The following is a 17,572-nucleotide window of genomic DNA, read 5'->3' as shown; positions in this document are numbered from 1 at the left end:
TACCGGCAGCCCGGGGCCCGAGGCATCGATCGATACTGTGATCAGCAGCAGGCGACGGCGCGGTTCCGACGTACAGGGGGGCGACCGACGGTGGACGAGGCCGTGATCCGGTGGTGATCGGCACTCCGGCCGCCCTCGTCGCGCTGGCCCGTTACCTGTTGCTGGACTTCGACGGCCCCGTCTGCCACCTGTTCGCCGGCCTACCCGCCCGGCAGATCGCCGACGAACTCCGCGACCTGATCCCCGAACCATCGACCGCCCTCCCGGAGGCCGTGCGCATGACCGGGGATCCGCTGGCGGTTCTCACCCACATCGCCCGGCACGGGTCCGCCGCGTTGTCGGCCGAGGTCGAGCGTGTTCTGCGGGCGGCCGAGACCCGCGCCGCCACCAGCACCATGCCGACGCCGTACGCCGCCCGGCTCATCGCCGTGGCGCGCCACACCGGTCAGCGTCTCGCCGTCGTCTCGAACAACTCCGCCGACGCCGTGACCGCCTACCTGGGCGCACACGGCCTCGACCGGTACATCGACGTCATCGTCGGGCGACCCGCGCGGCGGCCGGACCGGATGAAACCGAATCCGTGGCCGGTCCTGGCCGCGCTCGACGAACTCCACAGCAGCCCCGACGAGGCGGTCCTGGTCGGGGATTCACCCACCGACGTCGAGGCCGCCCACGCGGCCGGCGTCGCTGTCATCGGCTACGCCAACAAGCCGGCCAAATGGACACCGACCCAGGCGAATCGGATCGTCACCGAAGCCCGCCCTCACCTGTCGCGCATCCCGCCCTTCACGATCACGATCGGCCCACTCGCCGGGTCTGCCGGAGCTGTCCGGTTCAGCGTCGGCCCTCACGAGCCGGTTCTCCGGATACGTGCCGCGGTACGGGCCGCGGTCGCAGCAGTACGAGGAGCGGAGAACGTGCCGATGCGCTCCACCACCTACGTCCCGCACGTCGGGATCGCCTACAACAACAGTCAGGTCGACGCCCAGCCGGTCAGGCAACGGGTACGTGGCCTGCGGTCCGAGCCACCAGTGACCACGCTGATCAACACAATCGACCTCGTCGAGCTGCGCCGCGAGGAACGGCGATACGCGTGGAGAACTCTGCACCGGATCCCTCTCCAGGGCCACCGGTAGCTTGCCAACGAGCAGACCGAGCGGCTTGGTCGGCAGATTCGCCCGAGGTGTTCCGGCACCAGCGGCGCCTCCTGATCGCCGGTACCTGACCGGCGTTACGTCAAGCCGCGCTGCCGCAGCTCGTGGTGTGGTAGCGGAAGGGTTTGATCAGTGTGCGGACGATACCCGCAGCGCCCCACGTGTCGAGGCCATGCGCGATCACGCTGAACAGGTCCCAGATGCGCAGCAGTTGCGCCTGGTCCCGCCAACCGTCAAAGGGGTGGGCGAGCTCCTCGTACCCGGCGAAGAACCGCTCCGATTCCGGCGGCCGGAGCGAGCACCAGAGCGCGGCCAGATCGACCTCGGGCCACGTATAGGACACGGCCGGGTCGATCAGCACGGGCTCACCGGAGCCGTCAGCGAGGATGTTCCCCGGCCACATATCGCCGTGGGTGAGCGACGGCGGGTGCGGCGGGATCAGCTCCGGGAGCGCGGCGCAGAGTCGTTCCAACGCTCGCCGCTCCTCGCGGTCGAATTCCGCCTCCACTAGAGGTTCCGGCAGCCATCGCAGAATCCTGTGCTGCGCGTAGAACGCGTGCCCGTCCGTCTCCCAGGTGTTGTCCTGCCGCATCCGGCCCTGCCAGCCGTCGCGGTGCCAGCCGAACCGGCCGGAGACGGTGGACGTGTGCAGCGCGGCGACCATGTGGGCAAGCTGCTCCCAGAACCGCTGCCCATCGTCGCGGGGTTGCAGCGCCTCCAGCACGAGCAGGCCCGGCGAGACGTGGATAACCGTCGGGACCCGTACACCGCCAAGGTCGCGCAGCGCCGACAGCCCGGCGGCTTCGACCTCGAACAAGTCCGCCTCTGCCTCTGCCTCCGTCTCGGTTTTCGCGAACACCCGGCTGCCGTCACGCAATGACGCCATCCCGGCGACGCAGATGCACCCGCCCGTCACCGCCACCAGCGATGTGACCGGGAAGCCCGTCTCTCTCAACCGCTGCGCGAGGAGCTCATATTCTGACATGACAGCAGTGAACCATCGATTTCCGTCCACCGGTAAACACCGGCCGGACGCAGGCCAGCAACAACCACGTCCGCGTCAACAGCCGGACGAACTACGCCCGGACTCACGGGATCTGTACCCCTGTCAAGGGGATACCGCGAGTTCGAACCGCGGACTGGGTGCGACGAAGCGCCAGATCCCACTCATCGCGGTCGTCGACCGCCTCCGGAGCAGGTAGGCCGAGCGGCGGAGGCCCACCCCTTCACTCCATTCAGGACAGTCCAGATTGCCGCGCACCGTACCGGCGGTCCGTATCCCCTTCTGCCGCCGACAAAGCGCGCCTGAGCGATTACCGTCGGTGCGGCCGGCTCGCTCCGCCGTAGAGATGGACGCGGTGATCGATGTCGTGGTCGGGTGTGCGGGCGATGAACTCGTCGGTTTGGACTTCGCCGTTGGCGATGAGTATCAGCCAGTCTTCATAGAACCAGTTCGGATTGCAGGCGCAGGTCGTGACCGTGAATCGGAAGTTCGCCCGGTAGCGGCCGATCTGCCCCGGCAGGAGCGTGAAAAGGCGGGCCGGTCCGCCCTGGCGGGGGTAGGCGGCACGGCCCGATAGCCGGTCGACGAGCAGCGGCGAGGCTTCCGTGGACAACCACAGGTCAAGGTCGCGAGCTCGCTCGACGCCACCGGTCGTTACCCGATCATGGGCCGTGTATCCGGTTGCTTCCTCGGCGGCGGCCGTCGGTGGCGGTGATCGCCATACGGCGCGGCTTGGACGCCTCGACGAGCGGAATCGTCAAGGTGAGGACCCCGTCCTGCCAGGTCGCGGCGACCTTGTCGAGGTCCAGCCCGTCGCCCAGGGCGATCCGCCGCTCGAATGTGCCAGTCGGCCGTTCCCGACAGACCCACTGCACATCGTCGTCGGTACGGCGGGGCGTTGGGTGCCGACCATGAAGAAGATGGCAGGTACTCCACGCTGGTGCAGCGTGTCCAGGACCATCAGCGTCCATCGTGGTCCGGGACCGTCGTCGAAGGTGAGCGCGACCGCCCTGTGGTCGGGGTCGACGCACCAGGTCAGCCGCAGGTCACTGTTGCCCTGCGGGTCCGGTTGGCTCGTCATCGCCGCGCTCGCGGCCCCGCCTCGTATCGGAAGCTTCCGCTCGGTGACGTCGGCGGCCTCAGCGAACCCGGACGCGCCGACGCCTGCGCCGAAGGCGAGCAGCACGCCGTCGCGTAGCAGTTCACGTCGTCGCGACCGCCCGGACCCGGATCTCTGCCATCCCAACGGCGCAAACCTGTACCTCATCGACACGGCAGGCGTGCTGTACTCGAAACCGGTGCCCGGACACCCGTACGCCGTTGGTTGTGCCGAGGTGCGCGGAGCGCACTCCGGCGTCGGGTAGCACCGGGATCAGCGTTGAATGGGTCGTGGCCGGCCGTTCCGGTTTCACCGGAACGGGCATGGGCGCGGCCATATGCTCAGGTGGTGGGCGGCCCCGGTCGAGCTCCCGTCGGCTCGGTGGGCCGCCCGCGCCACCTTCTGCCGTCTCGTTCGCGGGGCAGCAGGCGACCCCGTGACGATCACGGCGCCGCCGACCGTGACGGTTCATCGTGCTGGCGACGTTTCTGCTCCACCACGCTCAGCGACGCTGACCGCTTCCGGTGCTGGTTCCGGCGAGGTAGATGCCGACCGCGATTGCCGCGCTGGCAAGGGCGAGTCCGATCGCGCGGAGCGGGGTGAGGTGGATCGTCTCCTGGAAGACGGTGACGCCGATGATGACGCTGGTGATGGGGTCGGTGAGGTGAGCGCGGTCAGTGGTGCGGCGAGGCGGCCGTGTTGGAAGGCGCTCTGGTTGGGGTGTGTACAAATAACGGCCCTGTCTCACATTCGGTGGTGACGGAGAGTTGTGGGGGTTGTTGACACTCGCGTGATGGATGTCGACGTGCTTGTGCGGACGGTGTTTTCGGGTCTGTCTCCGCTGGTCATAGAGGATGTGGCCGACGAGGGCGAGCGGATCGTGGTGCGGGCACGGACTCCACAAGGGACCGCGGTCTGTCCGGTGTGCGGGGCGTCGTCGGGGCGGGTGCACGGATTTCACCTGCGGACGGTGGCCGACGTGCCGGTCGACGGACGGCGGGTGGTGGTCCGTGTGCGGGTTCGGCGCCTGGTGTGCCCCACGCGGGGCTGCCGGCAGACGTTCCGCGAGCAGATGCCCGGAGTGCTGGAGCGTTACCAGCGGCGCACGATCCGCCTGTCCAGGCACGTCGCGGCGGTGGTCAAGGAGTTGGCGGGCCGGGCGGGGGCACGTCTGCTGGCGGTACTCGCGGTCGGCCTGTCCCGCCACACGGCCCTGCGCGCCCTGCTGCGTATCCCGTTGCCCGCCGGGCGGACGTCCCGGGTGATCGGCGTCGACGACTTCGCTCTGCGCCGAGCGGCACCGCTACGCCACCGTGGTGATCGACGCCGAGACACATGAACGGATCGACGTGCTGCCCGACCGCACCGCCGACACCCTCGAAGCCTGGCTACGCGGGCATCCGGGCGTCGAGGTCGTGTGCCGTGACGGCTCCGCTACCTACGCTGAGGCCATCCGTCGCGCCCTGCCCGACGCGGTGCAGGTCGCGGACAGGTGGCACCTGTGGCACAACCTGTGCGAAGCCGCACTGAACGAGGTGAAGGCACACAGCACCTGCTGGGCCGCCGTACTGGACGCACCCATCTACGACGGACCCCGCGCTCGAACCACCCTGGAACGCTGGCACCAGGTCCACCGCCTCCTCGACCAGGGCGTGGGCCTGCTCGAATGCGCCCGCCGCCTGCAACTGGCCCTGAACACCGTCAAACGCTACGCGCGAGCCGACCGGCCCGAACGGATGCTCCGCGTCCCCAAATACCGCGCCAGCCTCGTCGACCCCTACCGCGAACACCTACGCAAACGCCGGACCGAGGACCCCGCCGTCCCCATCGCGCACCTGTTCGAACAGATCAAGGCCCTCGGATACACCGGCTGCCTGAACCTCCTGCACAAGTACATCAACCAAGGCCGCGCGGACGCCGACCGCAGCCACATCTCCCCACGCCGGCTCGCCCGGATGATCCTCACCCGACCCGACAACCTCAAACCCGAACATCGAAGTCTCCTGGCACGGCTCACCGCCGCCTGCCCCGAGATGACCAAACTGGCCGCCGTTGTCGCAGGCTTCGCCGAACTCCTGACGCCTCACGCAGGAAACGACGACCGGCTCTCGCACTGGATCAACGGCGTCCGTGCGGTCGAACTGCCTCATCTGCATGCCTTCACCCGAGGCCTCGAGCGGGACCGCGACGCGGTGAACGCCGCGCTCACGCTTCCGTACAGCAACGGCCCCACCGAAGGCGTCAACACCAAGACCAAACGGATCGCACGCCAAATGCACGGACGAGCAGGCTTCACCCTGCTCCGCCACCGCATCCTCCTCGGATAGCAGCACGCTCCGTCACCACCGAATGTGAGACAGGGCCCAAATAACGGCTGATCGACCGATCAAGGGAGAGACGCCAGATGACGACCGAGACCACCGAGGAACAGCGGTCGGCCGTGGCGCCGGCGGGTGCGGTCACGAATGAGCAGTTGATCGCGATGCTGGTCGATCGGGCTCGCGGTGACGGGCTGAAGCTGACCGGCGAGGGCGGGCTACTACAGCAGCTGACCAAGCGGGTTCTTGAGTCCGCGTTGGACGGTGAGATCACCGACCACGTCGGCTACGACAAGCACGACCCGGCCGGTCGGGGCAGCGGGAACACCCGTAACGGCAGCCGGACCAAGACGGTGCTCACCGACATTGGGGCTGAAGGACCGAGTTGTCGGAGTTCAGGCGGTCGGTCCAGGCGCCTTCCCACGTCGTGCCCACGGTCTGCGGCGTGGGTAGCCGGCCGTCGAGACGCATCAACGGTGCCCCGCGCCAGCGACGTCGGCGAGCCCGACGCGGTAGCCGTCGCGCTCGACCTGCCCGCGAGGGACCGATTCGCTCGGGCCCTGGCGGACATCGCCGCTGTCGGCCGGTCCCGGCGGGCACACCGGCCCGGACACCCCGGAGATCACCGCCCGGTGCGCCCGCCGCAACACGTTTGGAAAACCGGAGATTTCTACCGAGGAGCTGCGGAGGTTGGCTCCCTTGGCCCGTTGACCCTGTGCCGTGCCATAACTGGTTCGCAGGGGTTGTGAACTGCGGCTTTGTCTGCCGCAGCACTGGTCACCGGCATCGGTCGGCGGCAACGCCGCCACGCTCATCTGTCGGCCGCGTACGCCTCCTGGGATGTCACGCCGATGGCGTCGATGCGGCCCCAGCGTCCGAGGATGTCGAGCAGTTCGATGCGACCGAACCGTTCGGGCAGTGCCGGCACGACCACCAGATCATCGCCGTAGGGCTCGAGGCCGAGCAGCGTGCGTATCAGCAGCAGGGGCGCTGCGGTGGCCAGGGCCTGTGGGCTGTTCGCCGCGGGTTCCTGGACGGGGTGCCGGGTCAACTCGCGGTCGTAGCCGCCGAAGGCTTCCGGAAGTCGACCCTGGAAGTGCCGGGACGCGTCGATGATTCCCTCGGCGATCCGCCCGGCTTCCTGGTGGAATCCGTAGCGGCGTAGCCCCCAGGCGATGAAGGCGTTGTCGAATGGCCAGACGGTGCCGACGTGGTAGCCGAGTGGGTTGTACTGCCCCTCGCCCTGCGCGAGGGTGCGTACGCCCCAGCCGGAAAAGAGGCGGGGGCCGAGCAGGTGTTCGGCGATCTTCGGTGCCCGGGATTCGTCGACGATGCCGCTCCATAGCAGGTGGCCGATGTTGGAGGAGAGGGCGTCGACCTGGCGGCCGTCGCCGTCGAGGGCGAGGGCGTAGTACTCGCCGTCGGAGACCCAGAAGTCGCGGTTGAAGCGTTCCTTGAGGTCGGCGGCTTCCCGTTCGAGGCGGTCGGCGTACGCGGGGTCGTGCCAGAACTCGCGGGCCAGCCTGGCGCCGCGGATCTTGGCGTCGTACGCGTAGCCCTGCAGCTCACAGGTCGCCCGGGGCAGGCTGGGCAGCCGCCCGTCCCGGAACGAGATGGCCGTCGGGGAGTCCTTCCAGCACTGGTTCTCCAGCCCGGTCCGCTCGTTGCGGCGTTGGTACCAGACGTAGCCGTCGCCCATGATGTCGCCGTACTCGTCGATCCAGTGCAGCGCCGCGCGCGCCTCGTCCTCGAACTCGCGCACCACCGCGGCGTCCCCCGTCCACCGCTCGTACTCGTCGAGCAGGATGACGTAGAGCGGGGTGTTGTCGGCGGCGCCGAAGTAGGGCGATGTGGGATTTTCTTCAAACGCGGTCAGCTCGCCGTAGCGGAACTCGCGCAGGATCTTGCCCGGCTCCTCGTCGCGGAAGTCGTCGAGCACGCTGCCCTGGTAGATGCCGAGCATCCGCAGGGTGTTGACGGCCATGTCCGGTGTGAACGGCAGGACCTGCAGGCTGGTGAGGATGGGGTCGCGGCCGGTGAGGGTGGCGTTCCACGGCAGACCCGCCGCGGGCAGCGGCTCGGTCGGTAGCGCCAGCGGCGAGAACCGCAGCGCGGCAAGGTCGACCAGGCTGCGCTGGTAGGTCCGCTCCAGTTGCTTCCAGTCGCAGCTCAGCTGCGGAGCCTTGTCGAGCCACTGCCGCAGGTCGTGTTGGAGCCTTGCCGTGTCGCGTTGCTGGCGAGGGGGAGTCAGGTGTTCTCGCATGTCCTGACCGTCGGGATGCAGCACCAGCCCCCGGACGTGCAGCATGGTGGTCCACTGCCCGTGGGGTTCGATCCGGATGTGGTAGGTCAGCCCCCGTTGGTCGACCTGCGCCGGCTCGGTCGTGGAGATCACCGTCTCTAGCCGGAACTTCTCCCGCACGTAGCCGAGGTGCAGGCGACCGTTCTCGACGCGTTGGTAGAGCCGGCCGGCCGGCGTGCGTTCTTGTCTGATTATGTACACGGAGCTGAAGTCAGAGCCGGCGTCCACCCGGACGGTGAACTCGGCCGGTTCCCCGGAATGGTTGAGCACTGTCAACCGCTCCTCGAAGCTGCCGGCCACCGCCCGTTCGCGGATCACCGAGACCTTGGCGTCGACGTAGTGTGTCGGGGCCCCGGGCACCAGGAAGAACCGCGCCTCGAAGTACGACGGGTCGTCCATCGCCAGTGTGCTCACCCGTTCGCCGTTGATGGTCAGTCGCCACAGCGAGAGGAACCGGGTGTCGAATGAGAAGTAGCCGGTTGGGACGTTGGGCGTCGACTCTATGTCGCCGCTGTCGTCGCTCAACACGGAGATGTTGCCGTCCAGGATTCTGACGAGATCGGTTTTCATCCCTGCCTCCCCCGGTCCCGGGCGGCGATCCGCGGGTGACGCGCGTTGGGCGGCGGCGCGAAGAGCCGCTCCAGCAAGCTGACGAGCCGGATTTGTCCTTTGAGCGTTATGTCGTTCCTCAGCCACGCCGGGTGCGGTTTGGCTTCGCCGCGGACCATCCGGTCGAAGAAGGCGTCGTCGGAGCGGATGACGGTGTCGGCGGCGCGGTTCTGCTGTGACACCCGGACGACGCCGCCGCGGATCTCCACGAACCAGTGGTCGACGTCGTGGTCACGCTCGAGGTCGAACCGTATGGTGCCGTTCGTCTTCTTCAGCAGGCGTTCGTGGCCGTGTCGTTCGAGCGCTTCGAAGAACTTCTTGGTCGCCTCCGACATGGCACCACCCCCGTAGAAAACCGCCGGACCACGAGCAGCATCATTCGCATCAGGGTGGGTTGGCCTCACTCGGAACGGATGAACCTGGACTGCGGTCGCGAGCGGCGCGGGGAAATCCACCCGATCCGGGTGATGCGGCAGGGCCTCGCTCCGGGTCAGGGTGGGTAGGCGGCTCATCCGGGCTCGGCGCGCATCGGAGGGAGGCGGACATGTCGAATCCCACCACGAGCTTCTTCCAATCCCTCGCCCGTCGCGGGCACGAAACCCTCCTCGAGGACGCCACCGGGACCATACGGTTCGACCTCACCCACGAGCAGGGCGTCGACCGCTGGTTCGTGGCCATCGAACGGGGCGATATCCGCGTCTCTCGGGATGGAGGCAAGGCCGACTGTGTATTCCATGGCAGCCGGGCGACCTTCGACCGGATCTTGGCTGGCCAGTCACAGATGTACCCGGCATGGTTGCGCAACGACATCACGACGGAGGGTGATGTCCGGCTGGCCCGCCTCTTCGTTCGGCTCATGCCGGCGCCGCCCGAAGCCCATCACCCTCGGGATTTCGGCCGCGAACGGAGACGTGCGGCATGAGCGACGGCCTCGTCCGGCTACTGGACGGCAACACGTTCGTCGTCAGTGAGGAGACGGGCGACATCGACGCGTCTCCCACCATCCCGACCGGGTTCTTCTCGTTCGACACCCGATTCCTGTCGAGATGGATCCTGTCCATTAACGACGAGCGGGTCAACGTGCTCACCGTCGAGGAGGTCGAGTACTTCGAGAGCCGCATGGTCGTCGTCCCGACCCTCCCCGCTCCACTCGTCGACATCGGTGTTTCGGCCATTCGCGACCGCTCCATCGGCGGAAGCTTCATGGAGCAACTGACCGTGATCAACCACGAGCCCAAGCCCGTCGACCTGCGGATCCGGATCGACGTCGACAGCGACTTCGCCGACCTCTTCGAGATCAAGGACGTGCGGAACAAGAGCGGGACGTACTACACCCAGGTCGACGGCGGGCGCCTACGTCTCGGCTATCGGCGGGAAGCGTTTTGCCGGGAGACCCTGGTCTCGTCCACCGTGCCGGCCCGAGTCGACGAGCAGGGGCTGACATACCACGTTCGACTCGAACCGCACGGTCAATGGACCACCGACCTGCACGTGCAGGCGCTGGGCCTGGACGGGCGCGACCTTCGCAAGAGCCTGGAGGGCAGACCCGGTCGATCCCGAGCGCAGATCCGGCAGGACCTGGCCGGCTGGCTCGCGCAGGCACCCCGCCTCACCTGCGACTCCCCCACGTTGGGAATGACCTACCGACGCAGCCTGGCCGACCTCTCCGCGCTGTTTTACGCACCGCTGACCGCCAGCGGACACGCCATCCCCGCCGCCGGCCTACCGTGGTTCATGGCGATCTTCGGCCGGGACAGCATCCTCACCAGCATCCAGGCACTGCCGTTCGCGCCCGACCTCGCCGCCACGACGCTGCACCAGCTCACCGTGCGACAGGGGGCCGTCCTGCATGACTTCCGCGAGGAGGAGCCCGGGAAGATCCTCCACGAGCTGCGGTACGGGGAGACGGCCGCATTCGAGGAGCAGCCACACTCGCCGTACTACGGTAGCGCCGACTCCACTCCTCTCTTCGTCATCCTGCTCGACGAGTACGAGCGGTGGACCGGCGACGCCACGCTGGTCCGGTCTCTCGAACGTCCCGGGAGAGCCGCCCTGCACTGGATCGACGAGTACGGCGACATCATGGGCGACGGCTACGCCTGGTACCAACGCCGCAACGAACGGACCGGGCTGGAGAACCAGTGCTGGAAGGACTCCTGGGACTCCATCTCGTTCCGGGACGGGCGGCTGCCCAGCCTGCCCCGGGCGACCTGTGAGCTGCAGGGCTACGCGTACGACGCCAAGATCCGCGGCGCCAGGCTGGCCCGCGAGTTCTGGCACGACCCCGCGTACGCCGACCGCCTCGAACGGGAAGCCGCCGACCTCAAGGAACGCTTCAACCGCGACTTCTGGGTCTCCGACGGCGAGTACTACGCCCTCGCCCTCGACGGCGACGGCCGCCAGGTCGACGCCCTCTCCTCCAACATCGGCCACCTGCTATGGAGCGGCATCGTCGACGAATCCCGGGCACCGAAGATCGCCGAACACCTGCTCGGCCCCCAACTGTTCTCCGGCTGGGGGGTGCGGACGCTCGGCACCGGCGAGGGACGCTACAACCCGATCGGCTACCACGTCGGCACCGTCTGGCCATTCGACAACTCCTTCATCGCCTGGGGGCTACGCCGCTACGGATTCCACCAGGAAGCCGGCCGCATCGCCGAGGGAATCATCGACGCCGCGGAACACTTCGACGGGCGGCTCCCCGAGGCGTTCGGCGGATACGAGCGGACGCTGACCAGATATCCCGTGCTGTACCCCACGGCGTGCAGCCCACAGGCGTGGTCCACCGGAACTCCCCTGTTGCTGCTGCGGACCATGCTCGGCATGGAGCCACGCGGCGAGCACCTGGTGGCCAGACCGGCCGTGCCTTCGGGCATGGGCCGGATCGAACTGCTCGACATCCCCGGGCGATGGGGCAGGGCGGGTGCAGTCGGACGCGCCCACCCGGACCGACGCTGACCGCACGGGCTCGCCCCCGAAGGAGAGCGAGCGCTGCACCAAGCGCCCCAACCGGCAACCGCTCACCGAAGGGCACAACTCGACACGCGAGGCTGGCCGAAAGCCCTACCTCGTGTCCGCGCGACACACCGAGAACGATTCGGATTCCTGTGCCCTCAGCCGACGCCCGCCACGCTGACCTGGTTCTTCAACGGGCACTCAGCTTGTTCTTTAACCCTGCGCGTTGTTTGCGGGCAGTGATGCTCAGGTCGCGGACGGCGGTTTTCCCGACGTCGTGGCGGGGTGCGCGTAGGCGGTTCGGGGTGCCGGGCGGGCGTCCGGGACCGGGTCGTGCGGGTTTCGGTGCACTGGTTGGTCCTGCGTTCCGCAGCTTCGCTTCGATATAGTCCGCGAATCTGCGGCTTGAGCTGGGCAAACACGGGTAGGCCCGGTGGCGAGGCGTGTCACTAGGCCGCGGCATTCAGGCTGGTCAGGCGGTTGCGGGTATCGCCTCGATGACGCGGGGCGGTTCGGCGACCTTCAGCTTGGCGAACAGGGCCTTCTGGGGCTGGGACAGCTCGGTGCGCTGGCAGAACGTGCCGGCGGGGCCGGTGAACACGCCGATGTGCAGCCGCTCGACGTCGGTGCGGATCTTGGCCCAGGTGTGGCCGGTGGTGGTCTCGGCGACGCGGATGAGCAGCAGCGCCAGCCAGCAGAGCAGGATGTGGGCGCGGATGCGGTCTTCGCGGCGGTGGTAGACGGGCCGCAGGTCCAGGGTGGTCTTCATGTCGCGCCAGCCGCGTTCGATCTCGAGGAGCTGCTTGTAGCCCAGCGCGATGTCCTCGGCCGACAGCTTCGGGTCGGAGCAGCGCAGCAGGTACTTGCCGTCCAGGCGCTGCTCGGCCTTGATGGCGGCGGCGTCGACTCGTAGCAGGCCCTTGGGTGTGACGCGCAGGTAGCGGTTGAGGCCAGGCTTGGTGGAGATCACCCCGCGTAGCTCGGCGCGTTTTGTGGCGTTGAGCTTGTCCGAGCCGTCGATCTTGTCGGTGAGCTGGGCGATCAGCCGTTCACGCACGGCGGCGTCGCGCTCGGCGGCTTCGGGGTTGAAGCAGATCACGAACCGGTCGTCGGCACCGATGTTGACCTCTTTGACCTGCAGGTTGTCGGCGACGGTGGCGTAGCGGCCCTGCCGGGCCAGGGCGGCGTCGGCTTCGGCGGTGCCGGCGCGCAGCTTCTCGCCGAGGATGTAGCCGCCTGCGCCCTGCTGCAGGAACCTTCTGTTCTCGGCGGAGGCGAAGCCGCGGTCGGCGACCCACACGATCCGGGCGAGACTCCACTCACGCATCTCGGTCTTGACCTGGCGGATCAGCGCCGAGTCGCCCGTGTTGCCCGGCCAGCACCACACCCGCACCGGGATGCCGGTGCGGGTCACGGCCATGCCGACCACGACCTGGGGCAGGTCGTCGCGGTGGTCCTTGCTCTTGCCGTGGGTCCGGAACCCGGCCTGCTTGACCGCGGCCGGGTCGCCTTCGTCGACCACGCGGCCCTTGTCGTCGCGCCATGCCAGGTCGTCGGCCTCGTCCAGTTCGAAGTACGTGCTGGTCGTGTCGAAGAACAGCAGGTCGACTTCGAGGTTGAGCAGGTCGGCGATGCTGTCGTAGATCGCCCGGGTCAGCGCGGGCTCAACGCCGATCAGGTCGTCCATCGCCCGGTAGCAGGCGTCGTCGGTGACGTTCGGCAGGCCGGGCAGGTGCACGTCGTGGCAGACCCACTCCGATGCCGCCAGCTTGCTCGACGGCTTGAGCGCCCGGTTGGCGACCAGCGCGAACAGCACCCGTTCGACGTCGACCTCACGACGGGCGGTATTGACCATGCCTCGCGCGATCTTGTCGATACCCAGCTGCCGCCACAGGCCGTCGAGCAGCCACGCCCCGCCCAACGGCCGCGACTCCAGAAACGACAGCCCCGTCGGCGCGGCTGCGGCGAGGGCGTCGGCCGGGTCCAGCAGGCGTGACAGCGCGTCGACCAGGCGACGCACCCCGGCGACGTCCAGCTGGTCCTCTCGGCCGAAGGAGTACAGCACCCGCGTCTTGGACGCCTTCGCGATCGGGTCCCACTCGTTGTGGGCCAGCTGCAGGTAGCGGATCGTCTGCCCGTCGCGGGTCTTGCGCGTCGACGCCTTCACGTACACGGCCCAGACCGTACACCGACTATGACCACCGCAATAGATCAGCAGCTAGTAGAAGTTATCCACAGGTAGGCGTGTCACTAGGCGTTTTCGCCGTTTCCGTCAGGCCGCGACGCCTTGAGCTGCAGCTTCAGGTCCGCGCGCCGACTATATCGACGCGAAGCTGCGGAACGCAGGGTGGCAGGTGGCACACCGTGATGTCGAGGCCGGTCTCGGCGGCCAGGGTCGCGAGTTCGGTCTTCCACGCCCGGGTCCGGTATCCGTTGGAGCCACCCGCGTCGGCGGTGACCAGCAGCCTGCGGGCGTTCGGATAGTCGCCCGCGCCGCGGGTCTGCCAGCGGCGGATCGAGGCGACCGCGAACGCGGCGGTGTCATGATCGCAGCCGACGTTGACCCAGCCGGTGTCCGCGGTCACGTCGTAGATCCCGTACGGGATCGCCTTACCGATCGGCCGTTCGGGAAAGTCGTGCGTCTTGACGTGGACCGGGTCACCGATCGGCCGCCACTGACGCCCGCCGTTGCGGAACTAGCCGACCAGTTCCTTCTTCTTCGTGTCCACGCTGATCACCGGATCACCGTCGGCCTGGTGGTCCTTTACCTACTCGTTGAGATACCGGAACTGGGCATCCCGGTCCGGATGCTGCTTCCCCTCGATCGTCTTCACGTTGGCCTGCAGACTGAAGCCCTCGTCACGCAGAACGTCGGCGACGGTGTCGGCCGAGATCCGCCACCCCTGGCCGGTCAACTCCCGGGCCAGCCCGCGCGTCGACCTGGTCGTCCACCGCAGCGGCGACATCGGATCCCCACGTATGTCCGGCTCGACCAACGCCAGCAACGCCGGCCGCAGCCCCGGATCAAGATCGACCAGCCGCTTGCGGCCGGCCCCACCCACCCGACGCGTCCTACCCAACGACACCTCACCGGCGTCCAAATCGGAGACACCGCGCGAGACCGTACTCTCCGCGACCCCGGCAGCCCTGGCCACCAGCCTGATTCCGCCATGCCCCAAACCCCGGGCCTCGGCCCCCATCAACAGACGACGCTGCCGCTCATCCAGATGCGGGAACAGCACCCGGAACTTCGCCGCCAGCAGCCCCTCGATCTCATCCACGCCCATACCACAGCAGACAACGCGAGACCCGAAAACCGCTAGTTATTCGCGCCTGTGGCGACGGCGGTGGACTGCTGGCGGAACGTTCAGCGAGGACGATTACATCGCCTTCCTCGATCAGGCCCACCAGCGCCTGCGGGCACCGATAGTGCTGACCTGGGACAACCTGAACACCACGCCGGCCACCGCATGCACGCCCTGACCACCGCCCGGCCGTGGCTGACCGTGACCCGGTTACCTGCCTACGCTCCGGACCTCAACCCCACCGAAGGCGTCGGGCGCTGGATGAACGCGGCCTGACCAACACCGCCGCCTGCGGTATCGACCACCTCGCTGAACTGGTCAAACGTCAACTACGCGCTTGTCAGCAACAGAACGATCTCCTCGCCGGCTTCTTCACCAGCACCGGCATGACCCTCGAACTCGAACCACCGAGATAGCTCGCACCCTGGCCCTTCACCGGCCCGCACGATGGTCGACGGGCGCCCGGTTCGATAGGTTAGGTCTACCATGGACAGACCAACCGAAAAGCAGGGAGGACCGTTGCGTCAACCGACGGTTCGGTACCAGAACGAGGTTATGGACAGCGGACGGTGGGAGGGTTTCCCGTTCCGCGAAGGTGACATCGTAGTTTCGACCCCCGCGAAGTGCGGGACGACGTGGACCCAGACGATCTGCGCCTTGTTGATCTTCCAGACACCGGAGCTGCCGGCACGGCTGGACGACCTCACCTACTGGCTCGACATGTTGACTCGCAGTCGGGACGACATCTTCGCGTTCTACGAGGCGCAGCGGCATCGCCGTTTCATCAAGACTCATACGCCCTTCGACGGGCTGCCCATCCATGAGGGGGTGACCTACGTTGCGGTCGGTCGGGACCCCCGGGACGTCGCGATCTCCTGGGACGCTCATTTCCAGAACGTCGCCCAAGAGGCCTTCGACGCGATGCTGGTGGCCAACGGTAGCCCGACCCAGGAGCCCGCCGATACGGCTCCGGCGCCTGCGGAGTCCGCGTACAACCGGTTCTGGACCTGGCTGGAGGACACCAATGTGCAGGTGGGCCTGCCGTCGATGCTGCACCACCTGTCGGGGTTCTGGGCCGAGCGGGAGCGGCCCAACGTGCTGCTGCTGCACTACGACGATCTGAAGTCAGATCTTGAAGGCCAGATGAGGTTCCTCGCCGGGCGCCTCGGAATCGAGGTGCCGGAGTCGCGGTGGCCGGATCTGGTGCGGGCGGCGACATTCGACTCGATGCGCGGCCGGGCGGAGGCTCTGACCCCGGTCGCGGCGATGTGGCGCGATCCGAAGCGGTTCTTCAACCAGGGTGTCAGCGGCCAGTGGCGGGACCTGCTCGACGAAGATGACCTGCGACGATACGAGGATCGGGTCGCGAAGCTGGCCGAGCTCGACCTCATCGACTGGTTGCACCGCGGCCCCATCGTCCCCGCCCGCTGACCCTACGCCGCCCTCCTTCTCGCTATCCCGCCTAATACTGCAACGGCGGTTCGTCACGTACGATGGTCTTTGAAGTGTTTGTGGTAGTGGCTGGCTTTCGCTTGGGCTTGTCGGCGGCGACGCCAGCCGGACCAGTGCAGCACGTGTCCGGCCGTGGCCCGTCCGATGAGGACGAGTTTGCTGAGCAGGCGGCGGATTTCGTTGCTGCTCAACGGGATCAGCGTGTGCTCGCCGTCGTCGGTGCCCCCTTTGCCACCTCGCGGGCCCGGGTGGCGACCAAAAACGCGGCGGCGAGCATGGCCAGGGTGATGTGGGCGTACCAGGCGTCGTAGCGGCGGACCTGGTACTGGTCCAGGCCGACCTCGTTCTTCGCAGTCTGGAACGACTCCTCGACCGCCCACCGGGACCCGGCGACCCTGACCAGCTCGCGCAGCCGGGTGCCGCGCTTGCCGAAGCACACGTAGTAGGCGATCTCGGTCGGGTCGCTGACACTGCGCCGCGCGAGGACCCAGCCGCGACGGCCGTGCAGGAACGGCCGGCGGATCGGCAGCCAGGCCCAGTCGTAGACCCGCGGCCCGTGCGCCCCGTCGCCGCAGGACATACGCCGCCACGCACCACCCGGCACCTTGCCGATCAGCGCGTCGACCCGGGTGGTGGTGTGCAGCCCGGAGGCCACCTCGTCATCGCAGCGGGTCGCCATCGCATACGAGACGTCCTGCTCCTCCAGCCAGCCGCGCAACCCGGGGTTCTGCCCGTAGAGCTCGTCCGCGGTGAACCAGGCGAACGGCACACCCGCGGCGATCGCCCGTTCAAGCATCATCCTGGCCTGCTGTGGCTTGGTCGCGAAGGCGACCTCGTCCGGGACCGCCGCCTTGCGGCACCTGGCACGGTCGTCAGTCCACGACACCGGCAGGTACAACTCCCGGTCGAGCAACGCCCGACCCTTCGGTGTGGCGTAGGCCAGAAACACCCCGATCTGGCAGTTGTCCGTGCGGCCCAGCGTGCCGGAATACTGCCGCTGAACCCCCGCCGAGGCTCGGCCCTTCTTGGCGAAACCGGTCTCGTCGGCGATCAGCACCCCGTCCGGGTCGCCGATGTGTTCCACCACGTAGTCGCGTACCTCGTCCCGCACCGCGTTGCGGTCCCAGCACGGGCTGCACAGCAACGCCTGCATCCCGTCCGGCGAACCATCACCGGCCTGCTCGGCCAGGGTCCACCCGTTGCGCCGCTCCAGCGGCGCGAGCAGCCCACGCACATACGCGAACGCCCGCTTCCGCGACTCCACCCGCGAAAACCGCCCCGCAATCCGCGCCAGCAGATCCCCAAGCTCAACGTCCCACGACTCGACCAACCCGACACTGACCACAATGAACTAACTTACGACAACCACAGAAGG

12 protein-coding genes and 4 pseudogenes are annotated in these 17,572 nt (G+C 67.9%); 6 read left to right on the top strand and 10 right to left on the bottom strand.

The window, feature by feature from the left end; all coding sequences use genetic code 11:
• Nucleotides 1-113: 113 nt before the first annotated feature.
• Complete coding sequence (locus QCD66_RS11735; RefSeq protein WP_375736272.1) at nt 114-1,136, top strand: HAD-IA family hydrolase; 1,023 nt, start codon at nt 114-116, stop codon at nt 1,134-1,136.
• A 100-nt stretch (nt 1,137-1,236) separates the two neighbouring features.
• Here QCD66_RS11735 and QCD66_RS11730 read toward each other — a convergent pair whose 3' ends face one another.
• The 4 genes and pseudogenes from QCD66_RS11730 to QCD66_RS11715 form a co-directional block, all read right to left on the bottom strand.
• Nucleotides 1,237-2,139 carry a fructosamine kinase family protein gene (locus QCD66_RS11730; protein ID WP_375736273.1) on the bottom strand — a complete coding sequence of 301 codons (903 nt, stop codon included), beginning with the start codon at nt 2,137-2,139 and terminating at the stop codon, nt 1,237-1,239.
• Nucleotides 2,140-2,467: 328 nt separating this feature from the next.
• On the bottom strand, nt 2,468-2,770 hold the full coding sequence (locus QCD66_RS11725; RefSeq protein WP_375736274.1) for a hypothetical protein: 303 nt from the start codon (nt 2,768-2,770) through the stop codon (nt 2,468-2,470).
• Nucleotides 2,771-2,819: 49 nt separating this feature from the next.
• A complete protein-coding gene (locus tag QCD66_RS11720) occupies nt 2,820-3,032 on the bottom strand; it encodes an Hsp20/alpha crystallin family protein (RefSeq protein WP_375736275.1) in 213 nt (70 codons plus the stop codon).
• 35 nt (nt 3,033-3,067) lie between these two features.
• Nucleotides 3,068-3,238: pseudogene (locus tag QCD66_RS11715) on the bottom strand (polysaccharide deacetylase family protein); the annotation flags it as partial.
• A gap of 811 nt (nt 3,239-4,049) precedes the next feature.
• Here QCD66_RS11715 and QCD66_RS11710 point away from each other — a divergent pair.
• Together QCD66_RS11710 and QCD66_RS11705 are read left to right on the top strand one after the other, a co-directional pair.
• Nucleotides 4,050-5,583: pseudogene (locus tag QCD66_RS11710) on the top strand (ISL3 family transposase).
• Nucleotides 5,584-5,738: 155 nt separating this feature from the next.
• A pseudogene (locus QCD66_RS11705) lies at nt 5,739-5,939 on the top strand (transposase); the annotation flags it as partial.
• 446 nt (nt 5,940-6,385) lie between these two features.
• On the opposite strand, the gene QCD66_RS11700 reads toward QCD66_RS11705, so the two are convergent.
• On the bottom strand, nt 6,386-8,446 hold the full coding sequence (locus tag QCD66_RS11700; RefSeq protein WP_375737198.1) for a glycogen debranching N-terminal domain-containing protein: 2,061 nt from the start codon (nt 8,444-8,446) through the stop codon (nt 6,386-6,388).
• Nucleotides 8,443-8,820 carry an SCP2 sterol-binding domain-containing protein gene (locus tag QCD66_RS11695; protein WP_364223333.1) on the bottom strand — a complete coding sequence of 126 codons (378 nt, stop codon included), beginning with the start codon at nt 8,818-8,820 and terminating at the stop codon, nt 8,443-8,445. The genes QCD66_RS11700 and QCD66_RS11695 overlap by 4 nt, the downstream gene beginning before the upstream one ends.
• A 209-nt stretch (nt 8,821-9,029) precedes the next feature.
• On the opposite strand from QCD66_RS11695, the gene QCD66_RS11690 reads away from it, so the two are divergent.
• Together QCD66_RS11690 and QCD66_RS11685 are read left to right on the top strand one after the other, a co-directional pair.
• Nucleotides 9,030-9,407 (top strand): SCP2 sterol-binding domain-containing protein, encoded by a 378-nt coding sequence (locus tag QCD66_RS11690; protein ID WP_375737197.1) that lies wholly within the window; start codon nt 9,030-9,032, stop codon nt 9,405-9,407.
• The gene (locus QCD66_RS11685) at nt 9,404-11,443 is read left to right on the top strand and encodes a glycogen debranching N-terminal domain-containing protein (RefSeq protein WP_407567118.1); all 2,040 of its coding nucleotides are present in this window, start codon (nt 9,404-9,406) and stop codon (nt 11,441-11,443) included. Before QCD66_RS11690 ends, QCD66_RS11685 begins: the two co-directional genes overlap by 4 nt.
• Nucleotides 11,444-11,912: 469 nt before the next feature.
• Here the strand turns inward: QCD66_RS11685 and QCD66_RS11680 are convergent, their stop codons facing one another.
• Nucleotides 11,913-13,613, bottom strand: coding sequence for an IS1634 family transposase (locus tag QCD66_RS11680; protein WP_407567114.1), 1,701 nt, complete (start codon nt 13,611-13,613; stop codon nt 11,913-11,915).
• 172 nt (nt 13,614-13,785) lie between these two features.
• A pseudogene (locus QCD66_RS11675) lies at nt 13,786-14,727 on the bottom strand (ISAzo13 family transposase); the annotation flags it as partial.
• A gap of 504 nt (nt 14,728-15,231) precedes the next feature.
• On the opposite strand from QCD66_RS11675, the gene QCD66_RS11670 reads away from it, so the two are divergent.
• Nucleotides 15,232-16,176: a sulfotransferase domain-containing protein gene (locus QCD66_RS11670; RefSeq protein ID WP_407567117.1), complete on the top strand. Its 945-nt coding sequence runs from the start codon at nt 15,232-15,234 to the stop codon at nt 16,174-16,176.
• A gap of 53 nt (nt 16,177-16,229) precedes the next feature.
• Here the strand turns inward: QCD66_RS11670 and QCD66_RS11665 are convergent, their stop codons facing one another.
• Both QCD66_RS11665 and QCD66_RS11660 read right to left on the bottom strand, forming a co-directional pair.
• A complete protein-coding gene (locus QCD66_RS11665; RefSeq protein WP_375737403.1) occupies nt 16,230-16,388 on the bottom strand; it encodes a hypothetical protein in 159 nt (52 codons plus the stop codon).
• 5 nt (nt 16,389-16,393) lie between these two features.
• Complete coding sequence (locus QCD66_RS11660; RefSeq protein ID WP_407567234.1) at nt 16,394-17,527, bottom strand: IS701 family transposase; 1,134 nt, start codon at nt 17,525-17,527, stop codon at nt 16,394-16,396.
• Between the last annotated feature and the right edge of the window lie 45 nt (nt 17,528-17,572).

Origin of the sequence: Polymorphospora sp. A560 (assembly GCF_045781765.1) — a bacterium.
Classification (GTDB): Bacteria; Actinomycetota; Actinomycetes; order Mycobacteriales; family Micromonosporaceae; genus Polymorphospora; species Polymorphospora lycopeni.
This window is presented reverse-complemented; position numbering and strand designations above follow the sequence as displayed.